Source organism: Meiothermus ruber DSM 1279, from assembly GCF_000024425.1.
Lineage (GTDB): Bacteria > Deinococcota > Deinococci > Deinococcales > Thermaceae > Meiothermus > Meiothermus ruber.
In genome coordinates this window covers 2,461,099-2,475,257 of sequence record NC_013946.1, presented here as the reverse complement: position 1 = coordinate 2,475,257, position 14,159 = coordinate 2,461,099, and the positions used below count along the sequence as shown (strand labels likewise).

Annotated in this window: 18 protein-coding genes; 13 read left to right on the top strand and 5 right to left on the bottom strand. The window is 61.3% G+C overall.

The window, feature by feature from the left end; translation table 11 throughout:
* The first annotated feature begins 1 nt into the window (after position 1).
* From MRUB_RS12200 to MRUB_RS12160, 9 genes are read left to right on the top strand one after another with little or no spacing between them, the layout of a single operon-like run.
* Positions 2-409 carry an SRPBCC domain-containing protein gene (locus tag MRUB_RS12200; protein ID WP_013014672.1) on the top strand — a complete coding sequence of 136 codons (408 nt, stop codon included), beginning with the start codon at positions 2-4 and terminating at the stop codon, positions 407-409.
* Positions 406-1,308 carry an ABC transporter substrate-binding protein gene (locus MRUB_RS12195; protein ID WP_013014671.1) on the top strand — a complete coding sequence of 301 codons (903 nt, stop codon included), beginning with the start codon at positions 406-408 and terminating at the stop codon, positions 1,306-1,308. Before MRUB_RS12200 ends, MRUB_RS12195 begins: the two co-directional genes overlap by 4 nt.
* 16 nt (positions 1,309-1,324) lie before the next feature.
* Positions 1,325-2,254, top strand: coding sequence for an ABC transporter substrate-binding protein (locus MRUB_RS12190; protein ID WP_013014670.1), 930 nt, complete (start codon positions 1,325-1,327; stop codon positions 2,252-2,254).
* A gap of 3 nt (positions 2,255-2,257) precedes the next feature.
* Positions 2,258-2,623 carry a hypothetical protein gene (locus MRUB_RS12185; protein WP_013014669.1) on the top strand — a complete coding sequence of 122 codons (366 nt, stop codon included), beginning with the start codon at positions 2,258-2,260 and terminating at the stop codon, positions 2,621-2,623.
* A gap of 16 nt (positions 2,624-2,639) precedes the next feature.
* Complete coding sequence (locus MRUB_RS12180) at positions 2,640-3,170, top strand: flavodoxin (RefSeq protein WP_013014668.1); 531 nt, start codon at positions 2,640-2,642, stop codon at positions 3,168-3,170.
* A 34-nt stretch (positions 3,171-3,204) separates the two neighbouring features.
* Positions 3,205-4,212 carry a FecCD family ABC transporter permease gene (locus MRUB_RS12175; RefSeq protein WP_013014667.1) on the top strand — a complete coding sequence of 336 codons (1,008 nt, stop codon included), beginning with the start codon at positions 3,205-3,207 and terminating at the stop codon, positions 4,210-4,212.
* Entirely contained in the window at positions 4,209-5,033 is an 825-nt protein-coding gene (locus MRUB_RS12170) for an ABC transporter ATP-binding protein (protein ID WP_013014666.1), read from the top strand. The genes MRUB_RS12175 and MRUB_RS12170 overlap by 4 nt, the downstream gene beginning before the upstream one ends.
* Complete coding sequence (locus tag MRUB_RS12165; protein ID WP_013014665.1) at positions 5,030-5,965, top strand: ABC transporter substrate-binding protein; 936 nt, start codon at positions 5,030-5,032, stop codon at positions 5,963-5,965. The genes MRUB_RS12170 and MRUB_RS12165 overlap by 4 nt, the downstream gene beginning before the upstream one ends.
* A 4-nt stretch (positions 5,966-5,969) precedes the next feature.
* A complete protein-coding gene (locus tag MRUB_RS12160; protein ID WP_013014664.1) occupies positions 5,970-6,971 on the top strand; it encodes a FecCD family ABC transporter permease in 1,002 nt (333 codons plus the stop codon).
* 165 nt (positions 6,972-7,136) lie between these two features.
* On the opposite strand, the gene MRUB_RS12155 is transcribed toward MRUB_RS12160, so the two are convergent.
* The 5 genes from MRUB_RS12155 to paaA form a co-directional block, all read right to left on the bottom strand.
* Positions 7,137-7,724, bottom strand: coding sequence for a type II secretion system protein GspN (locus MRUB_RS12155; RefSeq protein WP_013014663.1), 588 nt, complete (start codon positions 7,722-7,724; stop codon positions 7,137-7,139).
* A gap of 95 nt (positions 7,725-7,819) precedes the next feature.
* Entirely contained in the window at positions 7,820-8,314 is a 495-nt protein-coding gene (paaD, locus tag MRUB_RS12150; RefSeq protein WP_013014662.1) for a 1,2-phenylacetyl-CoA epoxidase subunit PaaD, read from the bottom strand.
* A gap of 1 nt (position 8,315) precedes the next feature.
* Positions 8,316-9,074: a 1,2-phenylacetyl-CoA epoxidase subunit PaaC gene (gene paaC / locus MRUB_RS12145; RefSeq protein ID WP_013014661.1), complete on the bottom strand. Its 759-nt coding sequence runs from the start codon at positions 9,072-9,074 to the stop codon at positions 8,316-8,318.
* Entirely contained in the window at positions 9,064-9,627 is a 564-nt protein-coding gene (locus tag MRUB_RS12140) for a phenylacetic acid degradation protein (protein ID WP_013014660.1), read from the bottom strand. The genes paaC and MRUB_RS12140 overlap by 11 nt, the downstream gene beginning before the upstream one ends.
* A gap of 18 nt (positions 9,628-9,645) precedes the next feature.
* A complete protein-coding gene (gene paaA, locus MRUB_RS12135; RefSeq protein WP_013014659.1) occupies positions 9,646-10,617 on the bottom strand; it encodes a 1,2-phenylacetyl-CoA epoxidase subunit PaaA in 972 nt (323 codons plus the stop codon).
* 142 nt (positions 10,618-10,759) lie between these two features.
* Here paaA and MRUB_RS12130 point away from each other — a divergent pair, with 142 nt between their 5' ends.
* The 4 genes from MRUB_RS12130 to MRUB_RS12115 all read left to right on the top strand — a co-directional run bounded on the left by MRUB_RS12130 (position 10,760) and on the right by MRUB_RS12115 (position 14,098).
* Positions 10,760-11,284, top strand: coding sequence for a ribonuclease FAU-1 family protein (locus MRUB_RS12130; RefSeq protein ID WP_013014658.1), 525 nt, complete (start codon positions 10,760-10,762; stop codon positions 11,282-11,284).
* A 43-nt stretch (positions 11,285-11,327) separates the two neighbouring features.
* Positions 11,328-12,479: a pyridoxal phosphate-dependent aminotransferase gene (locus tag MRUB_RS12125; protein WP_013014657.1), complete on the top strand. Its 1,152-nt coding sequence runs from the start codon at positions 11,328-11,330 to the stop codon at positions 12,477-12,479.
* Between the two features lie 251 nt (positions 12,480-12,730).
* Positions 12,731-12,964 carry a hypothetical protein gene (locus tag MRUB_RS12120; RefSeq protein ID WP_013014656.1) on the top strand — a complete coding sequence of 78 codons (234 nt, stop codon included), beginning with the start codon at positions 12,731-12,733 and terminating at the stop codon, positions 12,962-12,964.
* Positions 12,965-13,051: 87 nt separating this feature from the next.
* A complete protein-coding gene (locus MRUB_RS12115; RefSeq protein ID WP_013014655.1) occupies positions 13,052-14,098 on the top strand; it encodes a chymotrypsin family serine protease in 1,047 nt (348 codons plus the stop codon).
* Positions 14,099-14,159 lie beyond the last annotated feature (61 nt).

Sequence of the window (14,159 nt, the reverse complement as noted above, 5' to 3'; positions counted from 1 at the left end):
GATGGCTTCCGTTCACGTCGAAAGCAGTCTGGTGATCGCCTCTCGGCGCGACCGGGTTTGGGCTGTTCTGACCGATTTTGAGCTGGCCCCACGTTGGATCAAAAACACCCTCCTGCGCCTCGAGGGTTCTTTATGCGAGGGGGCTGAGCTCTACTTTAGCTTTCCCAAGCACCCACGCTTTCCCGGTAGGCTCACCCGCCTACAGCCGCCTGAGGTATTTGGGCTGAGCTTTGCCACAAGGGATTTCTTGTTTACCTTGCGGGAGGTGGACGGCCATACCGAGGTGCGCTGCTCGATGGAAACCCCGCATTACGCCAGATACACCCTCGAGAACCTGGAGCGCGGCAATCAAAAGATCTGTCAAGCCATGCTCAGGCATCTAAAAAGCCTGGTAGAGGAAACCGTATGAAAAGAGCCTGGGTGCTACTTTTTGTGGCGAGCCTGGCCACAACAGCGCTGGGACAGACCTGCCAGGGCCGGTTAATTCAGCACGCAATGGGCGAAACCTGCGTGCCCAAGGTAGCCCAGCGGGTTGTGGTGCTGGACACCGGCGAACTCGACAGCGCGCTGGCCCTTGGCGTTAAACCGGTTGGGGCGGTCACCGCGCCGGGCCAGCCATTTCAAGGCTACTTGCTGAGCCTAACCGAGGGGATTCAGTCGGTGGGCACCATCCAGCAGCCTAATTTGGAGAAAATACTGGCCCTAAAGCCCGACCTTATTCTCAGTAACAAGCTGCGGCACGGTCAGATTTATCCGCAGCTTTCGCGCATCGCCCCTACTGTAATGGCCGAGACGGTGGGGGTGGTTTGGAAGGAGAACTTGCTTCTGGTGGGAGAAGCCCTGGGACGAAGCACCCAGGCCAAGGTGTTGCTGGCCCAGTACCAGCGGCGGGTCACCCAGTTGCGCAACCGCCTGGGGGGTCGTGGGCACCTGCCAAGCGTGAGCATGGTACGTTTCGTTCCGGGCCAGATTCGCCTGTACTGCAAGGCCAACTTCATCGGCACCATCCTGGCGGATATAGGTTTGCCCAGGCCCAAGAGCCAGGACAGCGACAAGTTCGCCGAGTTTATCTCTCAAGAACGCATCGCCGATATGGATGCCGACTACATCTTTTACGCCGCCTATGGGGATCCCAACCAAACTGAGCTGAACGCGGTGCTAAACCATCCCCTATGGCGCCGTTTATCCGCGGTGCAGCGTGGGCGGGCTATACGGGTTGAGGACGACCACTGGTATCTGGGCATAGGGCCGCTGGCAGCCAGCCAGGTGCTGGATGACCTGGAACGGTTCTTGTTGAGAACCCCCTAGTTTGTAAGGAGGCTGTATGAAGCGATTAATTTCCGGGTTTCTGTTTATTCTGGCCTCGCTGACTGCTGCCCAGGCTTGCACAGGTCGGCTTGTCCAACATGCGTTGGGTGAGACCTGTGTGGTGGGTACCCCCAAACGGGTGGTGGCCCTGGAATGGACCTACGCCGAATACCTGCTGGCGCTGGGGCTACAGCCAGCGGGCATGGCTGATATTCGCGGCTACCACGAATGGGTCAAGATCCCGGTTGCGCTCGACCGCAGTGTGCCGGATGTGGGTACGCGCCAGCAGCCCAGCCTCGAGCGAATTGCGGCCATCAAGCCCGACCTGATTCTGGCACCCAGCTTTCGGATCACCCAGACCTATGGCCGGCTCTCCCAAATCGCGCCTACCATTGCTTTTAACCCGTTCCCAGAGGATGGCAGCAGCCAGTTTGCGCGCGTCTTGCAGGATTTCCAGACCGTAGCAGAGCTGGTGGGCAAGGGCGATCAGGGCCGCCGGGTGCGGGTTCAGATGGAAGCCCGCTTTGCCCAGGCCCGGCAGCTCCTGCAACAGGCCAAGCGCAGCGGTGAGAGTTTTGTCCTGGTACAGGCTTTTACCAGCCAGAACGTGGGCACCATGCGGCTTTTTACCCGCAACAGCATTGCCTCTGAAATTCTCGAGCGCATAGGTTTGAAAAACGCCTGGTCGGATCGCCCCCAACTGTATGGCTACAGCACGTTGGGGTTGGAAGGTCTGGCCTCCATTAGGGCCGATAACTTCTTCTACATCGTGCAAGACGATGACAATGTCTTTTTAAACCCCAGTGTGGAGCCGTTGTGGAAGAACCTGGAACCTGTCAAGAATAACCGGGCTTACCGGCTTTCGGGTCAGACCTGGACCTTTGGCGGCCCTCTCTCGGCCGAGACCCTGGTGAATGCGGTCATCACTGCTATGTTGCGTAGGTGAGCTATGTGCAACCACACCCGGATCATCGCAAAGCTTTCAGAGTACCGCTTTGTCGGCTATTGCAACTGCTGCGACGGCATCATTCATCTGGCCTGGGATAACCTCACCCTACACCTAGCCCCCAAGGATTTCGCCCGCCTCGAGGACTTCCTGGGCTCCAACCGCACCCTGTCGGAGCCCAGGCAGGACGGCTTCCTCGAGGCCAGCCCACAGGCCCGTACCACCCGGTTGTGGGTGGGGAATGTCGGCCTTCGATTGGAGCCGCTCGAGTGGGCCGAACTTCGGCACCTTTGCTTTGTGGCCCGGCAGCGCTTGCGTCAATCCCCTCCGATGGCTCAGGCGGAAGCGGCTTGGCGCATGACCAACTGAGAGGTGGGAAAGTCAGATGAAAATCGCCATTTTTTACGGTTCCACCTACGGCAATACTGCTGCGGCGGCGGAAAAGATAAGTTTTTACCTGGGGCAGATGGGCCTCGAGCACGACCTGAAGGACATCGCCCATAGCAAGGTGGAGGAGCTGGTAGCCTACGACAAGCTGCTGCTGGGATGTTCTACCTGGAACATCGGTGAGCTGCAGGATGACTGGCAGGCCCAGTGGGCTCAGCTCGAGCGCCTGGATTTCCGGGGTAAGCAGGTCGCGCTTTTCGGCACCGGCGACCAGCTTGGCTACGGCGATAGCTTCCAGGACGCGCTGGGCATACTGGCCGATACGCTCGAGGAGCGCGGGGCCGAGCTGGTGGGCTTTTGGCCGGTTGAAGGGTATGAGCATTTCAAATCCAGAGGCCAGCGCGGCCAATACTTCGTTGGCCTGGCTTTGGACGATGATAACCAGTCCCACCTGACCGACGCGCGCATCCAGCGCTGGGTGGCGCAGGTGGTGCAGGAGATGGGGCTTGTGGCGGAGGTTAGCGGGTGAAGGCCGGGCTGTGCACCGCAGGGGTGTTGGCCCTATGAAGGCCGCATGGGCTGGCCTGAAACTTGCAATCATTCCCCTGCTCACCCTGGGGCTGGTGGTGGTCGGTATCGCCGCGCTGGGGGTTGGTGCGGTGCGCATGAGCTTTGCCGAGGTGCTGCAAGCGCTTGGCCACCTGGGCCATGCCGAGGATACCCATGCCCGCATTCTCTACGATTTACGCATGCCGCGCATCCTGGTGGGGGCTCTTTGCGGGGCTATGTTCGCCGCCTCCGGGGCCATCTTGCAGGGTGTGGTGCGGAACCCGCTGGCCTCGCCGGACATTGTGGGCGTAGCGGCTGGGGCAGGTCTGGCCGCAGTCTTTACCCTGATTCTGCTGCCACAGGCCCCGCTCTGGGCCCTGCCGGTGGGGGCCTGCCTGGGCGGGTTTTTGGCTTTTGTGCTGGTCTACCTGCTCTCTATCCGCACCGGGGAGGTGCTGCCTATACGCCTGGCCCTGATTGGCGTGGCGGTAGAAGCATCGCTGGACGCTTTGCGCCGGTTGATTCTGGTGCGGGCCGACGATGGGGTGGCCCAAGCCCTAACTTTCCTGGTGGGCACGGTGTATGGGGCGGACTGGGAACGCCTTTGGAGGGTGCTGCCTTTTGCGCTTCTCCTTATCCCGCTGGCGCTGGTGCTTCACCAGAAGCTGGATGTGCTCAGTTTTGGTGATGCCACCGCCAAGAGCCTGGGTATGCGTTTGGAGCTGGGCCGGCTGGTGGCCCTTTTGCTGGGAGTAGCCCTGGCCTCCGTGGCGGTGACAGGAACAGGCATTCTGGGGTTTGTGGGACTGATTGCACCCCATGCGGCCCGGCTGCTGGTGGGCTCGAGGTTCCATTTGCTGCTGCCGGTCTCTTTGCTGCTGGGGGCCATCCTGGTGGTTGTAGCAGATACGCTGGCTCGAGGGCTGGTGCCGCCTTTAGAGATACCTGCCGGACTGCTGACCACCCTGGTGGGCGCACCTTACTTCTTATACCTGATGCGAAGGGTGGGACGAGCACGATGAATCTATCCACCAATCAGCTATACCTGGGCTACGACGGACGCCTGGTCGTCGAGGATCTTAATCTTTCCATTGCACAGGGGCAGATCTCGGTCTTGATTGGGCCCAACGGCTGCGGGAAGTCCACCATTTTGCGTTCCCTGGCCCGGCTCTTACCGCCCAGACAGGGTTCTGTGCTGCTGGATGGAAAGATGATCCAGCACCTTCCGACCAAGGTGGTGGCAAAAAAACTGGCGATACTGCCCCAGATGCCACAGGCCCCCGAGGGCCTGAGCGTGGAGCAGCTGGTATGGTTCGGACGCTACCCCTACCAGTCTACCCTGGGCGGACGCACTAAGTCCGATCGAGAAGCGGTGGAGTGGGCCCTGGCCCAGACCGGCATGACGGTTTTTGCCAGCCGCGCCCTGGAGACCCTATCGGGGGGGCAGCGCCAGCGGGCCTGGATAGCAATGGCCCTGGCCCAGCAGACCCCTATTTTGCTGCTCGATGAGCCCACCACCTACCTAGACCTCAGCCACCAATTGGAGGTGCTGCAATTGTTGGTGCGGCTCAATCGGGAGGAAGGTAAGACGGTGGTTATGGTGCTGCACGACCTTAATCAGGCCTCCCGCTTTGCTCATCAATTGATTGTGGTGAATGGGGGCCGGGTGGTGGCCCAGGGCGTGCCGGAGGAGGTGCTGAACGAGCAAATACTCCGGGAGGTATTTGGCCTTAAGGCGCATTTCTTGCGGGATCCCGAAACCGGCCGGCCTTACTGCATTCCCTATGCCCTTGCACGTAAAGAGCCTCTAATAGTGGACGAACGAGTGGAGGAGAAAGCATGATAAGCCGCCTGCTGGCGCTGCTGGTTCTAAGCGGTTTGGCTCTGGCCCAAATTCAGGTTAGCCATGATTTGGGCACCCTGAGCCTGGAAACACCCGTAAAACGGGTGGTGGCCTTGGAGTATAGTTTTTTGGACACGTTGATAGCCCTGGGCGTACCCCCTGTGGGTGCAGCCATCGGAACGCAAGGGGGGGATCGGGGGGTGCCACCGTACCTGCGCAACCGGGTGGTGGGTGTAACCTCGGTTGGCTCGAGGGCGGTGCCAAGCCTGGAAGCCATTCTGGCGCTGCAACCGCAGGTCATCATCGCCGATACCTTTGTGCACAAGGACTTGATACCTCAGCTTCAGCGTATTGCCCCGGTGGTGGCCTTTTCCTCACGGCGCGGAAGCTTCGATGACCTCAACAAACAGGTATTAGAGATTGGTCGCCTGGTAGGGCGCGAGGCCCAGGCGCAGAAACTTCTACAGGATCAGGAGCGCTTGCTCCTCAAGGCGCGCGCCTTTACAAACCCCAAAGCACCCCCGCTGCTATTGGCGGTGGCCACACCCGGTAGTTTTACCGTGCACTCCAGCGAGAGCTTCATCGGCTCCCTATTAGAACGCCTCGGCCGTAAGAGCCTGGCTAAACCGCAAAACAACCAAACCCAGTACCAGGTGGGGCTGGAAGGTCTGGTGGCCCTTAATCCGGCCACCCTGGTGGTGTTCACCGCGCCTGATGAAACCCCCATCGTGCGAAGCTGGGCGCGCAACCCCTTGTGGTCTCGGCTGGAAGCAGCCAGGCAAGGGCGGGTCTACGAGTTCGATCGGGATAACTGGACCCGTGGTCGAGGGCCCCTGGCCACCCGCTTTATCCTGGCTGAGTTGATTGACAGCGGTTTGCTGGCTGATAAACCCGCTAGCGGAGCCTATAGCTTCAAGATACCCACCCCATAAACCCATGATCTATTCCAGAAGGTTAGCCCCAACGCTGCTGGTATATCTGCTGGCCCTAGGACTGCTGGTGTTTTCCTTTCTTTTAGCCATCTCCCTGGGGGCCGCCAACATTCCACTGGATGAGGTGTGGCGCCTGCTGTTCCATCCGGAGGGCAGCAACAATGCCCTTATTGTGCACACATTGCGTCTTCCAAGGGCGATCGTGGCTGCGTTGGTAGGGGCTTGTCTGGGCGTGGCCGGGGCTATGATGCAAGGCATTACACGCAACCCGCTCAGCGAGCCTGGGATTATGGGGGTTAATGCTGGGGCCGTGCTGGCCATACTGGTGGCCCTGGTTTTTTTCCCGGGCCTGCCGCCCTGGAGTACCGTGGTGGTGGCCGCCCTGGGTGGGGTTGGTGCTGCAGCGCTGGTATACAGCATCACCCTGAGCGTGGGCCTTACGCCGGTTCGCCTGGCCCTGGCCGGTATCGCTGTGGGCTCCATGCTGGGCGCTGCTGCCAGCTTCTTACTGATTATCTTTGAAGACCGCACTCGAGGGGTTTTATTCAGCTTGTCGGGCAGTGTGGCCGGCCGTACCTGGGAACACGTCTGGACGCTGCTACCTTGGGCTGTGCCCGCTTTGCTGCTAGCCCTGATCTTGTCTCATCAGATCAACTTGCTTAGCCTTGGAGAGGATGTGGCCCGTGGATTGGGAACCAGGGTGGAAGTTGTTCGACTGGTGAGCACAACCCTGGCTGTGTTGCTGGCCGGTGCTGCGGTGAGTGTGGCAGGGCCGATTGGTTTTTTGGGGCTGATGGTACCCCACGCGGCCCGGGGCCTGGTGGGCCCGGATTATCGTCAAGTGATCCCTTTATCGGCGATTCTAGGTGCGAGTTTAATGCTGCTATCAGATCTGGCGGCGCGCCTGATTGACAAGCCGCTGGAGACGCCTGTGGGAATTCTGATTGCCGGAATTGGAGCGCCGTTCCTGGTGTATGTGGCCCGGCGCATGGCCGTGCGGGATTAATTGCCGAGATACATTACACCCCTTTTGGCCATGCCTGGTTGAAGATAGAACTGCTTTCGGCCGCCCTTTTGAAACAACAGGCGGCCCGCCCGGGGCCGCCTGTGCACCAAGCAAGCCAGGCTGGAGTTGCGCCGCCCGCGTTGCCCGGTTTTTTTGGGCTGGAGGCTAGAACCGCAAAATCCCCTGACCGCCACCCCAGGTGATGGTAAGGGTGCAGCCGGCCAGATCGGGGTTGCTGGTGGTATTCACCGTTCCGCTAAGAGTTGCGTCGTTCTGCCCGCCGTTTTGCAGGATATCCAGCAGGGTTTGCAGGTTGGAGAAGCTCAATGTGGCGCTGAAGTTGGCAACGGTATAACTGCTACCCGACTGGTTTAGGGTAAATTGCACGTTGTTGGCAGTGGCAGAGGCCTGCCGTGGCCCAGATGAAGGGTTGTCGGAGACCGTGAGGCTCAAATTCATCGAGACGTTGACGCTGGCGGGCAGTGGGGAAGGGCAGCTGCTGCCGCTTAGCGAAACCCCCGAGATAGCCAGGTTGTAGTTGAATCCGGTGGGCGTGACCGGAAGATTGAGGGTGGTGTCGTTGAAGGTGGCAGTGACGTTCAGGTTGCCGGTGGCAGCCGAGCTAGGGCCGAGGTTGATGGAGGTTTGCTGTCCCTCGAGCCCAAAAGGGTTTGTGATGGGCGGGCTGCTGACCAGTCCACAACCAGCCAAAGCCAAAGCCAGAACGCCGCCAAGTAGTGCTATACGCTTCATAAATACCCCCCTTTGCTCTTAGGAGCAAGAGAATTGTACACCCCCGCCCGGGGGTCGCTTGGTTAGATTTGACCCAAAGCGGGGTTTTTTGTTGTCTACACGGTCTTAAAGCTTTCGAAAGGTTCCTGGCAGTTGTTGCAGACGTAGATGGCCTTGCACAGGGTGGGGCCGAAGGTGTTCTTGACGGACGTGTTGAGGGAACCACAGCGTGGGCAGGGGGTGGGGGCGGCCTCGAGCTCTATCAAAAAGTCCTGCGCGCCTCTGGGTTTGGGAGGTGCAATCCCATACTGGCGCAGGCGCTCCCTGGCTTCCGGGCTAATCCAGTCGGTGCTCCAGGCCGGCGATAACACGGTTTTAACCTCGACTGGGTCGAAGCCCAGCGAGCGGACGGTTTGTGTTAGCTGTTCGCGGATGAGGTGCAGAGCCGGGCAGCCCGAGAAGGTGGGGGTCATGGTAATGGTGGCTTTGTGGCCTTCAATCTCCACCCCCCGCACAATGCCCATCTCGACCACGTTGATCACCGGGATCTCGGGGTCGGGAATCTGGGCCAGGGCCTTCCAGACTTGCTCGGTACTGGGTAGGGCGGTCATGTTACCAAACCTTGGCTTCAGCGTCCCAGCGGGCAGTGGACTGCATCTCGGCCAGGATGCTCCACAGGTGCTCGGTGTGGTAGGTGCGGGAGGTGGGCTGGTAGCCGGGGTTGATGGGCAGCTTGAGGCCAGCGGCTTGCAGGTGGCGGGTGCTGTGCTCGAGCCAGCGTTCTTTTACAGAGGCCAGGTCGGGCACAATGCCCTCGGCTACCAGCAGTTCTTCGCCGGGGATGGGCACAAAAAGCTGCTGGGCATAGCCCCACTGCATCTCCAGGGCCTGCTGCAAGCGCCGGTTGGACTCCTCGGTGCCCTGGCCCAGCCGTTCTATCCAGGCTCGGGTGTGCTGCAGGTGGAAGCGCTCCTCGCGGATAATCTTCTGCGCGGCATCGGCCAGAGGCTGGTAGGTGCTGTGCCGGGCGGCCTCGAGCCAGAACGCCTCGTAAAGGTCGAACAGGTACTGCCGCAGCATGGTGAAGGCCCAGTCGCCTTTGGGCAGCTCCACCAGCTCGCAGCAACGGTACTGGTTGGCGTCGCGGAAAAAGGCCAGTTGGTCGGGGTCGGAGCCGTCGAGTTGCTGGCGCAGGCCGTACCACAGGGTGGCGTGGCCCAGCTCGTCCTGCACGATGTTGGCCAGGGCAATGTCTTCTTCCAGAATGGGCCCGTGGCCGACCCACTCGCTGTTGCGGTGGGCCAGGATGACCTCGTCGTCGGCCAGCGCGGTTAGCTTGGCGATCAGGGCCTCGCGGACTTCATTCCTCATCTTCCACCCCCCGCCCCCGTTTGTGCTTGCTAATATGAGAACCCACCGTGGCGTAGTACTGCTGCTGCTTGTAGGTTTTATCTTTGGCTGGGGCAAACCAGCTTTCCACCGTCTCCGGGCTGGGGTCGCTCTGGTAGACCTTATCGGCGGGCACCACCCACCAGGCCAGGGCGGTGGTATCGGTGAACCGGGCCTGGGCCTGCTGGAGGGCCTCCTCGGGGCTCGTGGCCTCCACCTCGCCCACATGGTCCACAAAGGTCATGGAGCGCTTGTGGCTGGTTTTGCGGAAAACCAGGTATCGGCAGGCCGTGCCCAGGCCGGTATCGGCTTTGGCGGTTGCCAGGCCCTCGAGAATCTCCTCTCTGGTCCAGGCGTAGATGTCTTCGGCTCGAGCTACCCACATACTCACCGCCTGGGGCCGCCGGGCAAAGACGTTACGGGCGGTCAGGAGGGCGTGTTCGGGGTCGGCGGCGTGCACCGAGCCCACCGCCTGATGGGGTTTGTGGGGGGTGTCCTGCTTGAAGACTTCCCAGCGGGGCCACTGTGTATCCATAGAGCCTCCTCCGCAGCACTACACCGCGACGGCGGTCTTTTGCTTCTTGGCGGCGTAGGCCTCCAGGGCCTCGCGCACCCAGGCCCCCTCGGCATGGGCCCGCCGACGGGCTTCCAGGCGTTCTTTGTTCATGGGGCCGTTGCCCCCCACCACCTGCCAGAACTCGTCCCAGTTGATGGGGCCGTGCAACCAGTTGCCGGTGGCCTCGTCGTAGCGCAGCGCGGGGTCGGGGATGGTGAGGCCCGCTTCCAGGATTTCGGGCGCGTGTTCGTTGATGAACTCCTGGCGCACCTGGTCGTTGGTCTTGGTCTTGATCCCCCAGCGCACCAGAATCTCGGTGTTGGGACTGTCCTTGTCGTGGGGGCCCATCATCATCAGGGCCGGCCACCACCAGCGGTTGATGGCGTCCTGGGCCATCTGGCGCTGCTTGGGTGTGCCCTTGGCGTAGAGGAGCACCATCTCCTTGCCCTGCTTGTGGTGGAAGGTCTCCTCGGCGCAGATGCGCACCATGGCCCGGCTGTAGGGGCCATACGAGCAGGCCGCCAGCATGGTCTGGTTCTTGATGGCGGCCCCGTCCACCAGCCAGCCGATGGTGCCGATGTCGGCCCAGGTCAGGGTGGGGTAGTTGAAGATGGAGGAGTACTTGGCCTTGCCCGAGAGCAGGGCTTCCAGCATGGCCTCGCGCGATATGCCCAGGGTCTCGGCGGCGTGGTAGAGGTACTGGCCGTGGCCGGCTTCGTCCTGCACCTTGGCCACCAGGATCATCTTGCGCTTGAGGGTGGGGGCGCGGGTGATCCAGGCCCCTTCGGGCAGCATCCCCACCACCTCGGAGTGGGCGTGCTGGGAAATCATGCGGATGAGCTGGCGGCGGTACTCCTCGGGCATCCAGTCGCCGGGCTCGATCTTTTCCCCGCGGGCGATGCGGGCCTCAAACTCGCGCAGGCGCTCGTTGTAGTCGGGGTCGCTGGGTACTCCGTACTTGATTGGCATATCTCCTCCCACCTACCAAACTAACGCTCGTTAGTTTTTGCTAGTTTAGCTCGAGGCACCTCAAAAATCAAAGTGATTTGCGCACAGACCCAGAACGGTCGTGATATTGATGGCCTGCTAGGATGACCTCTGGGGATACCAAATGATCCGCTACCCGACGGGACAGGTTGTGCGCATCGAGTTCTGGAAATACCCGGCCCACACCCTGCACTATTGGTGGGAGGCCCGGGTGTGTGAACAGCGCGAAGAAGGGCTGCTTGTGCACATGCCGCTGGGTTTTGAGTTCCACCACGAGAGCAAGCGGCGGGTGCTGCGGGTGAACCACCAGGCCTACGTCGCGTTTTTTGTAGGCCGCTGGTACTCGGGCGGCCCCGACCTGGACGCGGAGGGAAGGGTGCTCGAGTACTACTGGAACATCCAGACGCCCCCGCGCTTCGAGCCCGATCGCATCTGGCAGTACGACCTGGAAATAGATGTCAAGTGCAAGGCCGACCACACCTGCCAGACCTTCGACCTCGAGGAGTTCGCAGCCAAAGCCCCGCTCTACCCGGCTGAATGGGTGGAGCAGGCCCTGCGCGCAGCGCAGCAGGTTGAGGAGCACATGCGGCGGGGTGCTTGGCCGGTGAAGCCTCCGGGGCGGGCGATGGGCTGGCTCGAGCGGCTCTAGCTGCCCTTGACCTGGGGCCTCAAACTCGAGACAATCTACGGATATGCGAGGCCTCTCCAAGCGCGTCAAAACCATGAAGCCGTCCTCCACCGTGGCGGTCAATGCCAAGGCCCTCGAGCTGCGCCGCCAGGGTGTAGACCTGATCGCCATGACCGCGGGCGAGCCCGACTTCGATACCCCGCAATTCATCAAAGACGCCGCCGCCCGGGCCATGGCCGCTGGCAAAACCAAGTACGCCCCACCGGCGGGCATCCCTGAGCTGCGCGAGGCCATCAGCGCCAAGTTCAAACGGGAAAACGGCCTCGAGATTCCCCCCGACCAGACCGTGGTGACCGTGGGTGGTAAACAGGCCCTGTTCAACCTGTTCCAGGCCATCCTCGACCCCGGCGACGAAGTGATTGTAATTGGCCCTTACTGGGTGAGCTACCCCGAGATGGTTCGCTTCGCTGAAGGGGTGCCGGTGGAGGTCAATACCGGCCCCGAATCGGGCTTTATTCCCGACCCCGCCGAAATTGAGCGCAGGATAACGCCCCGTACCAAGGCCATCGTAGTTAATTCCCCCGGCAACCCCACCGGGGCGGTGTACCCCAAAGAGGTGCTGGTGGCCATTGCCGAGCTAGCCAATAAGTACGATTGCTACATCGTCTCCGACGAAATTTACGAGCACCTCATCTACGAGGGCGAACACTTCTCGCCTGCCCACGTGGCCCCCGACCGCACCATCACCGTCAACGGTGCGGCCAAAGCCTACGCCATGACCGGCTGGCGCATCGGCTACGCCGGAGGCCCCAAAGACGTCATCAAGGGCATCATTGATGTCTCCAGCCAGTCCACCACCAGCCCCGACACCATCGCCCAGTGGGCCATGGTGGAGGCCCTGAACAACGTGGAGGAAGCGCAAAAGTTCATCTCTATGGCCCGTGAAGCCTACCGGGCCCGCCGCGGCATCATTGTGGACGGCCTGAACGCGCTGGGCTTGCCCACCCCCAAGGTGAGCGGGGCTTTTTATGTTCTCTCGGATGTCTCCAAAATCGACCCCGACGAGAACAGGGCAGCCCTCAAGCTGCTGGATGAGGCCCGGGTGGCGGTCGTGCCAGGCACCGACTTCGCCGCACCGCACCATGTGCGCTTCAGCTACGCCACCAGCGAGGAGAATATCCGCAAGGCCCTCGAGCGCATCGCCTCCATTCTGTAGTTCCAGGAGACCGCCCAGTCCATTCGGTTGCTGTTGACCTCGATACCAGACGCGCTGGGCCCGCGTCTCGATATACCGTGCAGGTGCAGGCGTGTGCGGTTGAGGTGTCTTGTATTAAGACCAAAAGGGGGTTTTGTAACGCCTACGTAACGACAGGGCGTTTAGCATAGGTGCACGGTGTAAGCCGGTAGCACCGAATTGCCTCTTTGGTGGCTTGCTCGCGAAAGCACACCGGGAGAAATGGAGGGTGTATGACCAAGGAAGCCCTACAAGCGCTGCTCGAGCGGCACACCCCTGGCCTGATGGCCCTACCCAACGTGGTGGGGGTGGGGTGGGGGCAGGAGCAGGGCCGGGAGGTGGTGGTGGTGCTGGTAAGCCGCAAGCTGCCGCTCGAGGCTTTGCAACCACACGAGCGGGTGCCCAGTTACCTCGAGGGGGTGCCGGTGCGGGTGCGCGAAGCAGGCGCGCTCGAGGCTCACAAGTAGGGCGTCCTGGTTCAGGGTCATCGGCTTTAGGTCTGGATTATTGGCATCTTGAATTTACCGAGTACTACCTAAATGTAGGGGGTAGGTATGGCGATTAATGAAGCCAAAGCCATGCTTTCGGCCAGCGCCCAGGCCGAAGCGGAGAAGGCTAAGCTGGCTGTACAGGACGATTTTCTGGCGCCCGAGGCCATGCGTTCGAACGTGCGTGGGATGGGGGTGGGTGTCAAGTGGAAGAACGGCGAGCCGACCGGTGAGCCGGCTTTGGTGGTGCTGGTCAGCCAAAAACTCGAGCGCAGCCAGCTCAGCCGGGCTGATCTGATTCCAGCCAAGCTGGGGGATATGCAGACCGATGTGCTGGCTATTGGGGAGGTGTTCGCAGGGAACGCCGAAGAACCCGGTATACAGACCCTGACCCGGCGCGTACGGCCTGTGGAGGGCGGCTATAGCGTGGGCCACTTTAAGATTACTGCCGGTACGATGGCCACGGCGGCGTACGATTTTCTGCCCGGGGCTAGCGTGAGCCCGCCCGCGCACGGCCTGGGTATTCCACCGCGCTTTTACATTCTCAGCAACAACCATGTGCTGGCCAACTCCAACGATGCCAGGCCGGGCGACCCAATCCTGCAGCCAGGGGTCTTCGATGGGGGGGGTCTACCGGCGGATCTCATCGCCCGCCTGAGCCGCTTTGTTCCCATCACCTTCGAGCCCCCGGTGCCACGGGGCCTGCATCGCAACCTGGTCGATGCAGCCATTGCCGAGGGACAGTTCCACGACCTTGACCGGGAGATTTACTGGAATGGCTACGTGCAGGGCTGGCAGCCCCGTTCCAAGACCTTGGTGGGGCAGCGGGTCAAGAAGACCGGCCGTACCACCAACCTGACCACCGGCCGCATTACGGTGCTGGGGGCTACGGTGGACGTCAACTACGGCGCCGGACGGGTCGCGCGGTTTATTGACCAGATCGTGACCACCAATATCTCGGCGCCGGGCGACTCGGGTTCGCTGGTGCTAAGTGAACGCGGTAACCTGGCCCTCGGGCTGCTGTTTGCCGGTTCTTCGGTGGCCACCATCGTCAACCATTTCGAGCATGTGCGCGCCTTGCTGCGCATAGAAGTAGCCGAAGGCATCGGTTGATTTTTGACAGAAAGGGCTCCAGCGTAAGCTTACGCTGGAGCTTCGTTCGGCCCCGATTGTG

Excerpts from the sequence above, each read along its gene's own strand:
- MRUB_RS12200 (WP_013014672.1), top strand. The coding sequence starts at position 2 with ATGGCTTCCGTTCACGTCGAAAGCAGTCTGGTGATCGCCTCTCGGCGC.
- MRUB_RS12195 (WP_013014671.1), top strand. The coding sequence starts at position 406 with ATGAAAAGAGCCTGGGTGCTACTTTTTGTGGCGAGCCTGGCCACAACA.
- MRUB_RS12190 (WP_013014670.1), top strand. The coding sequence starts at position 1,325 with ATGAAGCGATTAATTTCCGGGTTTCTGTTTATTCTGGCCTCGCTGACT.
- MRUB_RS12185 (WP_013014669.1), top strand. The coding sequence starts at position 2,258 with ATGTGCAACCACACCCGGATCATCGCAAAGCTTTCAGAGTACCGCTTT.
- MRUB_RS12180 (WP_013014668.1), top strand. The coding sequence starts at position 2,640 with ATGAAAATCGCCATTTTTTACGGTTCCACCTACGGCAATACTGCTGCG.
- MRUB_RS12175 (WP_013014667.1), top strand. The coding sequence starts at position 3,205 with ATGAAGGCCGCATGGGCTGGCCTGAAACTTGCAATCATTCCCCTGCTC.
- MRUB_RS12170 (WP_013014666.1), top strand. The coding sequence starts at position 4,209 with ATGAATCTATCCACCAATCAGCTATACCTGGGCTACGACGGACGCCTG.
- MRUB_RS12165 (WP_013014665.1), top strand. The coding sequence starts at position 5,030 with ATGATAAGCCGCCTGCTGGCGCTGCTGGTTCTAAGCGGTTTGGCTCTG.
- MRUB_RS12160 (WP_013014664.1), top strand. The coding sequence starts at position 5,970 with ATGATCTATTCCAGAAGGTTAGCCCCAACGCTGCTGGTATATCTGCTG.
- MRUB_RS12155 (WP_013014663.1), bottom strand. The coding sequence starts at position 7,724 with ATGAAGCGTATAGCACTACTTGGCGGCGTTCTGGCTTTGGCTTTGGCT.
- paaD (WP_013014662.1), bottom strand. The coding sequence starts at position 8,314 with ATGACCGCCCTACCCAGTACCGAGCAAGTCTGGAAGGCCCTGGCCCAG.
- paaC (WP_013014661.1), bottom strand. The coding sequence starts at position 9,074 with ATGAGGAATGAAGTCCGCGAGGCCCTGATCGCCAAGCTAACCGCGCTG.
- MRUB_RS12140 (WP_013014660.1), bottom strand. The coding sequence starts at position 9,627 with ATGGATACACAGTGGCCCCGCTGGGAAGTCTTCAAGCAGGACACCCCC.
- paaA (WP_013014659.1), bottom strand. The coding sequence starts at position 10,617 with ATGCCAATCAAGTACGGAGTACCCAGCGACCCCGACTACAACGAGCGC.
- MRUB_RS12130 (WP_013014658.1), top strand. The coding sequence starts at position 10,760 with ATGATCCGCTACCCGACGGGACAGGTTGTGCGCATCGAGTTCTGGAAA.
- MRUB_RS12125 (WP_013014657.1), top strand. The coding sequence starts at position 11,328 with ATGCGAGGCCTCTCCAAGCGCGTCAAAACCATGAAGCCGTCCTCCACC.
- MRUB_RS12120 (WP_013014656.1), top strand. The coding sequence starts at position 12,731 with ATGACCAAGGAAGCCCTACAAGCGCTGCTCGAGCGGCACACCCCTGGC.
- MRUB_RS12115 (WP_013014655.1), top strand. The coding sequence starts at position 13,052 with ATGGCGATTAATGAAGCCAAAGCCATGCTTTCGGCCAGCGCCCAGGCC.